Raw genomic sequence first — 9456 nt, forward strand, 5'->3', positions numbered from 1 at the left:
CCCCCCCCCGCGACTCCCTAGGCCTCGGGCGCCTCCGGCGCCTCCGTCTCGGCCAGCCCCTCGACCCGCTCGAGGCCGACCAGCTGCTCATCCTCGTCGAGGCTGATGAGTTTCACCCCCTGGGTGTTGCGCCCGACCCGCGACACATCGGCCACAGGGGTGCGCACCAGCGTACCGCTGCGGCTGACCAGCATGATCTCGTCGTCCTCGGCGGCCTGCACGGCACCGACCACCCGGCCGTTGCGCTCGGTGGTGCGGATGCAGATCACGCCCATGCCGCCCCGGCCCCGCCGCGGGTAGTCGGCCACCGGGGTGCGCTTGCCGTAGCCGTGCTCGGTGGCGGTGAGGATATCCCCCTCGCCGAGGATCAGCAGCGCGATCACCCGCTGGCCGGATTCCAGGCGGATGCCGCGCACGCCGCCGGCGGTCCGGCCCATGGCACGAACATCCGACTCGTGGAAGCGCAGCGCCTTGCCCGCGTCGGAGAGCAGCATCACCTCGCGATCGCCGTTGGTGATCTCGGCATCCACCAGGGTGTCGTCACCGCGCAGCTCCAGGGCGATGATGCCGCTGGAGCGCGGCCGCGAGAAGTGCGACAGGGGCGTCTTTTTGACCGTGCCGTTGCGCGTGGCCATGAAGACGAAGTGGTTCTCGTCGAACTCGCGCACGGGGACGACGGCGTTAATGCGCTCATCCTCCTCAAGGGGCAGCAGGTTGACCATCGGCCGCCCGCGCGAGGTGCGGCTGCCCTGCGGCAGCTCGTAGACCTTGCGCCAGTAGCACTTGCCGGTGCTCGAGAAGCACAGCAGCGTGTCGTGGGTGTTGGCGATGAACAGCTTGTCGATGAAGTCCTCGTTCTTCATCGCGGTGGCGCTCTTGCCCCGGCCGCCGCGGCGCTGCGCGCGGTAGCCGTCCAGCGGCTGCGCCTTGACGTAGCCGTGGTGCGAGAGCGTGACCACCATGTCCTCCTCGCTGATCAGATCCTCCAGCGAGAGCTCGGCGGTATCCTCGCGGATCTCGGTCTTGCGCTCGTCGCCGTACTGATCCCGGATCGCCACCAGTTCCTCGCGGATGACCTCCATCAGCCGCTCGCCGCTGTCGAGGATGCGGATCAGCTCGGCGATCCGCTCGAGGAGGTTGCTGTACTCCTCGACGATCTTGTCCTGCTCCATGGCCGTCAGGCGGTGCAGGCGCAGGTCGAGGATCGCCTGGGCCTGCGCCTCGGAGAGGCGGTAGATGCCCGAATCGGCATCGAGACCGAAGTGATCGGCCAGCTCCTCCGGGCGCGTGGCGGCGGCCCCGGCGCGCTCGAGCATCTCGGTAACCACCCCGGGGCGCCAGTCCCGGGCGACCAGCTCGGCCTTGGCCTCCGCCGGGCCCGAAGAGCCCTTGATCAGCGCGATGACCTCGTCGATGTTGGCCAGGGCGACGGCTAGCCCCTCGAGCACGTGGGCGCGCTCGCGGGCCTTGCGCAGCTCGTAGATGGTGCGCCGGGTGACCACCTCGCGGCGGTGACGGATGAAGGCTTCGAGCACCTGCCGGAGGTTGAGCGTACGCGGCTGGCCCTCGTGCAGCGCCACCATGTTGATGCCGAAGACCGTCTGCATCTGGGTGTGCCGGTAGAGGTTGTTGAGCACGATCTCACCGGCCTCGCCGCGCTTGAGCTCGAGGACGATGCGGATGCCTTCCTTGTCCGATTCATCGCGCAGCTCGGAGATGCCCTCGAGGCGGCGCTCCTTGACCAGCTCCGCGATCTTCTCGACCAGCCGCGCCTTGTTGACCTGATAGGGCAATTCGGTGACCACGATGCGCTCGCGGTCCGCGGTCATCTCCTCGACCTCGGCACGGGCGCGCAGGACCATGCGCCCGCGACCGGTGCGGAAGGCCTGATGGATGCCGGCGGTACCGAAGATGATGCCGCCGGTGGGTAGGTCCGGGGCCGGAACATACTCGATGAGCGACTCGACGGGCAGCTCCGGGTCGTCGACCAGGGCCACGCAGGCGTCGATCACCTCGCGCAGGTTGTGCGGCGGGATGTTGGTGGCCATGCCCACGGCGATGCCGGAGCCGCCGTTGATGAGCAGGTTGGGCAGACGCGTCGGCAGCACGTGGGGCTCTTGCTCGGAGCCGTCGTAGTTGTCGACGAAGTCCACCGTCTCCTTGTCGATGTCGGCGAGCAGTTCGTGGGCCAGGCGCGCCATGCGCACCTCGGTATAACGCATGGCCGCTGGTGAATCGCCGTCGATGGAGCCGAAGTTGCCCTGACCGTCGACCAGGCGATAGCGCATGCTGAAGGTCTGGGCCAGGCGCACGATCGTGTCATAGACCGCGGCATCGCCGTGGGGGTGGTACTTACCGATGACATCACCGACCACACGCGCCGATTTCTTGTACGGCTTGTTGTAGTCGTTGCCCAGCTCGCGCATGGCGTGGAGGACACGCCGGTGCACGGGCTTGAGGCCGTCGCGGACATCGGGAAGGGCACGCCCGACGATTACGCTCATGGCGTAATCGAGGTACGACTGCCGCATCTCGTCTTCAAGGTTTACAGGGAGGATCTCGCGGGCAACGCCGGTCATGCGCTCTTCTCAAGACTCTCCAGGGGAAAAGGTCGATGGTACCATACCGCCGCCCGACCGGGAGCGCAGGGAGCCGTCCGCTTGGACCTGACCAATCAACTTATCCTGTTCGGCGCCGCACTGCTGCTGGTGAGCATCCTCGCCAGCGTGGTCTCGGACCGCGTGGGCGCCCCGCTGCTGCTGGTCTTCTTGGCCATTGGCATGCTCCTCGGCGAGGAGGGGCTGTTCGGCATCGACTTCGACGACATCCAGGCCGCCCACCTGATCGGCAGCCTGGCGCTGGCCATCATCCTCTTCGACGGCGGCCTGCGCACCCAGGCCTCCACCTTCCGGGTGGCCCTCAAACCGGCGCTCACCCTGGCCACCGTGGGCGTGATCATCACCGCCGGCATCACCGGCGGGGTGCTGGCCTGGGCCTTCGACCTCGACTGGAAACAGGGCCTGCTGATCGGCGCCATCGTTGGCTCCACCGACGCGGCGGCCGTCTTCGGACTGCTCCACGCCCGCGGACTGGAGCTCAAGCAGCGCGTGGCCGCCACGCTGGAGATCGAATCGGGCTCCAACGATCCGATGGCGATCTTCCTGACCATCATGCTGGTCGAGATCCTCGTCCAGCAGCCGGATCTGCTCGCCGCCACCGCGGCGCTCGAGTTCGTCCAGCAGCTCGGCCTCGGCGCCGCCTTCGGCGCCCTCGGCGGCCTCACCCTGGCCTGGCTGATCAACCGCATCAACCTGACACCCGGGCTCTACCCCCTGCTGGCGCTCGGCGGCGGCCTGGCCATCTTCGGCGGGGCCGCGGTCCTCGGCGGCAGCGGCTTCCTGGCCGTCTACTTGGCCGGGCTGATCGCCGGCAATCGGCGGCTGCAGGCGGCGCAGAACATCCGCCGCTTCCACGACGGTTTCGCCTGGCTGGCGCAGATCACCATGTTCGTGGTGCTCGGGCTGCTGGTCACGCCCTCGGAGCTGCTACCCGTTGCCGCCCAGGGCCTGCTCGCCGCCGCGGTGCTGATCCTGGTCGCCCGCCCCCTGGCGGTCTTCGCCTGCCTGGCCCCCTTCCGGTTCCCCTGGCGCGAGCAACTGTTCATCTCGTGGGTGGGCCTGCGCGGCGCGGTGCCCATCATCCTCGGGCTCTTCCCGCTGCTGGCCGGGATTGAGCAGGCGGAGCTGTTCTTCAACGTGGCCTTCTTCGTGGTGCTGGTCTCGCTGGTGGTTCAGGGCTGGACCATCGCGCCGGCGGCGCGGCTGCTCGGCCTTGAGGTGCCGCCGGACAGTGGCGCCACCCAGCGTCAGGTGATCGACGTCCCGCACCAGACCGACTACGCGTTCATCGCCTACCGGATCACCGAGAGTTCGCCGGCGCTCTACGAGCCGATCAACCGGCTCAACCTGCCGTCATCGGCCCAGCCGGTGGCGCTGTTCCGCGAGGGCGAGGCGCTGCAACACCCAAGGCGCGAGGTGCTGCGCCCGCGGGACTATCTGTACCTGCTGGCCCTGCCCCGGGACATCGCGGATCTGGACCGCCTGTTCGTTGCTCCCAGCGGGCCGGCCTACCTGGCGGAGCAGCGCTTCTTCGGCGAGTTCACGCTGGACGGCTCGGCGCAGCTGGGGGACATCGCCACCGCCTACGGCATCTCCATGCCCAGCGGTGCCCGGCCGGAGCAGTCGCTGAGCGACTATCTGCTGTGGATCTTCAACAACCGGGCGGTGGTCGGTGACCGGGTGCGGATCGACAATCTGCAGTTCACCATCCGGGAGATCCAGGATGGGCGCATCGCCAAGGTGGGCATGCGCATCGGGCAACGGAGCTGAACGGTACCCTGGGCGCCCGCCCCCGAACCGGCCCCGCGTCCGCCGGGGGCTGATCGGGCTCGCCGAACGCGCCCCTGCGGGGTTCCCTGTGCTGCTCGCCCGCGCAGGGCCGCGCGCAAAGGAACGGCGCTGACGCGCCGTTCTGCGCTGCGCGCTGACCAGCGCGAACCGGGAAAGGTTCGCGCTGGCCCCCTGCTTGGGCTGCGCTGCTCGGCGCGTTCGGAATGCGCCCGCTCAGCCCCCGGCGGATGCGGGGCCGCTTTGGCGACTCAGCCAGCGCCCTCGAGCAGGCGGGCCATGCCGTCGGCGTCCGGCTGATGGACCACACCGCGCTCGGTGACGATGACATCCACCAGCTCCGCCGGCGTGACATCGAAGACCGGATTCCAGGCGCCGACCCCCTCGGCCTTCGGCGCGACCCGCTGGCCGCCGGCATAGAGGACCTCGCGGGCGTCCCGCGTCTCGATGGGGATCTGCTCGCCGGTGGCCGTCTGCGGATCGATGGTCGAGGTGGGAGCCACCACCATGAATCGCACCCCGTGCTGGCGCGCCGCCAGGGCCACGGCGTAGGTGCCGATCTTGTTGGCCACGTCCCCGTTGGCTGCAATGCGATCGGCACCGACAATCGCCCAGTGCACCTGTCCGGTGCGCATCAGGGCAGCCGCGGCGCCGTCGGCCAGCAGCTCCACCGGGATGCCGTCGGCGGCCAGCTCCCAGGCGGTCAACCGAGCCCCCTGCAGCCACGGCCGGGTCTCGTCGGCGAAGACGCGCTCGATTCGGCCATCCGCCCAGGCGGTGCGGATCACGCCCAGCGCCGTGCCCAACCCGCCAGTGGCCAGCGAGCCGGTATTGCAGTGGGTGAGCACCCCGCTGCCCGGCTGGATCAGCCCGGCGCCGGAGCGGCCCATGCGCTGGTTGGCTGCAACATCCTCGGCGTGGATGGCGTGGGCCTCGGCAAGCAGGGCCGACGCCGGATCCTCGTCCTCCGACAGCCGCGAGGCGCAGGTCTCCATGCGCGCCAGGGCCCAGGCGAGGTTGACGGCCGTCGGCCGCGAGCGGCGCAGGGTGTCCATATCCTCGGCCATACCAGCCTGCCACCCGGCGCCGTGGGTTCGCCAAGCCGCAGCACCGGCCAGGGCCGCACCATAGCCGGCGGCCACACCGATCGCCGGCGCGCCACGCACCACCATGTCGGTGATCGCCTGGGCGACGGCCGCAGCGTCGGTGCAGCAGACGTACTGTTCCTGATCGGGCAGCAGGCGCTGATCGAGCAGATAGAGCCCCTCGTCGCGCCACTCCAGCGCCCGGACCGTGTCGTGGGAGGCGGTATTCAAGTCGTGGTACCCTCGCTGCAGTAAAAACGGAGCGTATTATGGAACGTGTCGACACTCTGATCCACGCCCGCTGGGTCATCCCGGTCGAGCCGAGCGGCAGCGTGCTCGAGGACCACGGGGTCGCCATCCGCGACGGACGTATCGTAGCCGTCGCCGGCAACGACGAGCTGCGCGGGAGCTACCGGGCGGATACCCAGCACGATCTCGGCGAGCACGTCCTCATCCCCGGGCTGATCAACGCCCATACGCACACCGCGATGACCCTGCTGCGCGGCATGGCCGACGACCTGCCGTTGATGACCTGGCTCACCGAGCACATCTGGCCGGCCGAGCAGCGCTGGGTCAGCGAGGCCTTCGTGCGCGACGGCAGCACCCTGGCGATGGGCGAGATGCTCCGCGGCGGGGTGACCTGCTTTAACGACATGTACTTCTACCCCGAGGTGACCGGCGAGGCCGCCCGTCAGGTGGGCATGCGTGCCCAGCTCGGGATGATCGTCATCGGCGTACCCAGCGGCTACGCGCAGAGCCTGGACGAGTACCTGGAAAAGGGCCTGGCGCTGCACGAGCGTTTCCGCGACGAGCCGCTGGTGCGCACCCTGTTCGCGCCCCACTCGCCCTACACCGTGGATGACGGATTCCTGGGGCGGATCGGCGAGCACGCCGAGCGCCTGGACGTTCCCGTACACATCCACGTCCAGGAGACCGCGGACGAGGTCCAGCAGAGCCTGCGCGAAACCGGCAAGCGCCCCCTGCAGCGCCTCGAGGAAGTCGGCCTGGTCTCACCGCGGCTGCTCGCCGTGCACGCCACACAGCTCGAGCAGACCGAGATCGAACGCCTGGCCGCCGCCGGCGCGCACGTGCTGCACTGCCCGGAGGCCAACCTGAAACTGGCCAGCGGCTTCTGCCCGGCAGCCGCACTGACCCGCGCCGGTGTCAACGTCGCCCTGGGCACCGACGGTGTGGCCAGCAACAACGACCTCGACCTCATCGGCGAGATGCGCACCGCCGCCCTGCTGGCCAAGGCGGTCTCCGGCGATGCCGCCGCCCTGCCCGCCGAGCAGGCGCTGGCCATGGTGACCATCAACGCCGCGCGCGCCTTCGGCCTGGAGGAGGAGATCGGCTCCATCGAACCCGGCAAGTCGGCGGACCTGACCGCCATCTCGCTGGCCGATCTCAACCAGCACCCGATCTACAACCCCCTCTCGCAGCTGGTCTACGCCGCCAACCGCCAGCACGTCACCGACGTCTGGGTGGCCGGCGAGCCCCGCGTGCGCGACGGGCAGCTGACCACGCTGGACCCGGCCGAGACCATTGCCCGGGCCGAGCAGTGGCGGGAACGGATCGCAGCGGAGCGGGCTCAGTGAGGGCCAACGGTAACGGAGGGCAGCCCATGAACCAGGCCGACCCGGGCAGCGAGCGCAACGAGGACACCCGCGAAACAGCGCAGTTCGATGCCACCGGGGACTGGTGGGAGCCGGACGGCAGCCAGCGGGCGCTGCACGACATCAACCCGGTGCGCCTGGAGTGGCTCGAGGCGCGACTGGGCGGGCTCGCCGGCAAGCGCATTCTTGATGTCGGCGCCGGCGGCGGCCTGCTGGCCGAGGCCATGGCGCGCCGCGGCGCCCAGGTACTCGGCATCGACACGGCCCGCCAGGCGCTGCAGACCGCCAAGCTCCACGCCCTGGAGGCGGAGATCACCAGCGTCGACTACCGCCAGTGCACGGTCGAGGAACTGGCCGAGGAGGCGCAGCGCGGGGAGATCGAGCCCTTCGACGCCGTGGTCTGCATGGAGATGATCGAGCACACCCCGCGCCCGGAGTCCGTGGTGGGCGCCATCGCCACGCTACTGCGCGATGGTGGCGATGCCTGCTTCTCGACCATCAACCGCACCCTGCGTTCGTACGCACTGGCCATCGTCGGCGCCGAATACATCCTCGGCCTGCTGCCCCGGGGCACGCACCAGCATGAGCGCTTCGTGCGCCCCTCGGAGCTGACCCGCTGGGGGCGCCCCCAAGGGCTGGTACTCCAGGAGGTCACGGGGCTGGGCTACAACCCATTCACCCGCACGGCGTGGCTGAAGCAGGACACCTCGGTGAACTACTTCGCCCACCTGCGCAAGCATTGATGAACACGCGGCGCGGCGTCCTCTTCGATCTCGACGGAACCCTGGTCGACACGGCACCGGATCTGATCGCCTGCGTCCAGGAGCTGCTCGCCGAGGCGGGGCGGCCGCCGGCGCCGACGGGTGCGCTGCAGACCACGGTCTCCCACGGCGCACGGATCATGGTCAGCCACGCCTTCTCGGTACCCCCAAGCGACCCGCACGCGGTGGCCCTCGAGCAGGAGCTGGTCCGGCGCTACCGGGCCCGCATCGCCGATGAGAGCCGGCTCTTCCCGGGCATGGCCGCGGTGCTCGACACCCTCGAGGGGCAGGATATCCCCTGGGGTATCGTGACCAACAAACCGACGCACCTCACCGAACCGCTGCTCGAGCGCCTGGCACTGGACACGCGCGCCGGGGCGGTGGTCTGCGGCGACACGCTGGACCGGGCCAAGCCCCACCCCGACCCGATCCGGCACGCCGCCGCCACGCTGGGCTGCGCCCCCGAGGCGTGCTGGAGCCTGGGCGATGCCCGCCGGGATATCGACGCGGCGGTGGCCGCCGGCGCCCGCGGGCTGGTGGCCCTATTCGGCTATCTGCACGCCGGCGACCGCCCGGCCCTGTGGGGCGCCCACGGGCTGATCCGCCAACCCGCGGAGCTGCTGGGTTGGCTTGAGCCCGAAGCAGGCGCCAGACTCGACCGCTCCGCTGTCTGAAACCGCGCCATGCCCGCACCCGCCATCCCCGACGACCTGTTGGCCCGGACGGCCCCGCCGGGCTCCAGCCTGGACTACGCCCTGCGCCTGGCACCGGAGCAGCAGCGCCGGCCGCTGCAGGCGATTGCGGCGTTCACCAGTGAGATCCGGCGCATCCCGCTGAGCACTCAGGAGCCCGACGTGGCCCGGGCCAAGCTGCATTGGTGGCGCACCGAGCTGGCGCGGATCCTCGAAGGGGGCGGCGAGCACCCGCTGGCCGCCCCCCTGGCCGCAGCGGTCCACGATGACCAGCTGCCGGGCGCGGAGCTGCGCGCCGTGCTCGATGAGGCCGACCGCACCCTGGACGGCGACCGGCCCGACACCTTCGCCGAGCAGCGCGAGCTGACCGAGCGCCACGCCGCGGCCCCGCTACGCCTGGCCGCCCGGGTTCTGGTCGGCGACGACTCGGCCACCGGGTACGCGACGGCACTGGGCAGCGCCATCGCATTGACCCGCAGCCTGCGTCTGCAGGGGCTGGCCGCCCGTTACGGCGACAGCGACCTACCCCGGGAGACCCTGCGCGGGGCCGGAGTGCCGGCGGAGGGAGCGCTGCTCCAAGCCGATGGGACGGCCCTGCCCTCGCTGCTCCGGGCGCTGGACGCCCAGGCCGGGGCCATCGAGCCGCTGTTCTCGGCCGCGGGCCGGCGGGCGCCGACGGACCGCGCCGCGGCGCGTGCGTTACGCCCGGTCACGGCGTACGCCGCGCTGCATCAGGCCCTGCTCCTGGAGATCCGTCGCCGCGGGCCGGCGGAGCTGATCCGCGGCCGGCTGACGCTGACGCCGCTGCGCAAGGTGTGGGTCGCCTGGCGGGGGCGGCTGTAGCCTAAGGCGGGCCCCCCGCCGTCGCTCCCTGTTTCAGGCCCCCGTCGCTCCCTGTT

Annotated in this window: 7 protein-coding genes; 5 read left to right on the forward strand and 2 right to left on the reverse strand. The window is 70.5% G+C overall.

Translation table 11 applies throughout. From position 1 onward, the window contains the following. Positions 1 to 17: 17 nt before the first annotated feature. Complete coding sequence (gene gyrA / locus LRA98_RS12025) at positions 18 to 2579, reverse strand: DNA gyrase subunit A (protein WP_238634152.1); 2562 nt, start codon at positions 2577 to 2579, stop codon at positions 18 to 20. 81 nt (positions 2580 to 2660) lie between these two features. Between gyrA and LRA98_RS12030 the strand changes: the two genes are divergently transcribed. Beyond that, positions 2661 to 4388, forward strand: coding sequence for a potassium/proton antiporter (locus LRA98_RS12030; RefSeq protein ID WP_238634151.1), 1728 nt, complete (start codon positions 2661 to 2663; stop codon positions 4386 to 4388). Positions 4389 to 4657: 269 nt separating this feature from the next. Here LRA98_RS12030 and mtnA read toward each other — a convergent pair whose 3' ends face one another. Then, entirely contained in the window at positions 4658 to 5722 is a 1065-nt protein-coding gene (gene mtnA, locus LRA98_RS12035) for an S-methyl-5-thioribose-1-phosphate isomerase (protein WP_238634150.1), read from the reverse strand. Between the two features lie 38 nt (positions 5723 to 5760). Here mtnA and LRA98_RS12040 point away from each other — a divergent pair, with 38 nt between their 5' ends. The 4 genes from LRA98_RS12040 to LRA98_RS12055 are packed head-to-tail and all read left to right on the forward strand — an operon-like array spanning position 5761 to position 9400. Beyond that, entirely contained in the window at positions 5761 to 7086 is a 1326-nt protein-coding gene (locus LRA98_RS12040) for a TRZ/ATZ family hydrolase (protein WP_201168678.1), read from the forward strand. Positions 7087 to 7112: 26 nt separating this feature from the next. Next, positions 7113 to 7847: a bifunctional 2-polyprenyl-6-hydroxyphenol methylase/3-demethylubiquinol 3-O-methyltransferase UbiG gene (ubiG, locus tag LRA98_RS12045; protein ID WP_238634149.1), complete on the forward strand. Its 735-nt coding sequence runs from the start codon at positions 7113 to 7115 to the stop codon at positions 7845 to 7847. Further along, positions 7847 to 8539: an HAD family hydrolase gene (locus tag LRA98_RS12050; RefSeq protein ID WP_201168684.1), complete on the forward strand. Its 693-nt coding sequence runs from the start codon at positions 7847 to 7849 to the stop codon at positions 8537 to 8539. Before ubiG ends, LRA98_RS12050 begins: the two co-directional genes overlap by 1 nt. A 9-nt stretch (positions 8540 to 8548) precedes the next feature. Beyond that, on the forward strand, positions 8549 to 9400 hold the full coding sequence (locus LRA98_RS12055) for a squalene/phytoene synthase family protein (protein WP_238634148.1): 852 nt from the start codon (positions 8549 to 8551) through the stop codon (positions 9398 to 9400). Positions 9401 to 9456 lie beyond the last annotated feature (56 nt).

The sequence above is a fragment of the Halorhodospira sp. M38 genome (genome assembly GCF_022227985.1).
GTDB lineage: Bacteria > Pseudomonadota > Gammaproteobacteria > Nitrococcales > Halorhodospiraceae > Halorhodospira > Halorhodospira halophila_A.

Coding starts and splice junctions, on each gene's coding strand:
- LRA98_RS12055 (WP_238634148.1), top strand. CDS start 8,549: ATGCCCGCACCCGCCATCCCCGACGACCTGTTGGCCCGGACGGCCCCG.
- LRA98_RS12050 (WP_201168684.1), top strand. CDS start 7,847: ATGAACACGCGGCGCGGCGTCCTCTTCGATCTCGACGGAACCCTGGTC.
- ubiG (WP_238634149.1), top strand. CDS start 7,113: ATGAACCAGGCCGACCCGGGCAGCGAGCGCAACGAGGACACCCGCGAA.
- gyrA (WP_238634152.1), bottom strand. CDS start 2,579: ATGACCGGCGTTGCCCGCGAGATCCTCCCTGTAAACCTTGAAGACGAG.
- LRA98_RS12040 (WP_201168678.1), top strand. CDS start 5,761: ATGGAACGTGTCGACACTCTGATCCACGCCCGCTGGGTCATCCCGGTC.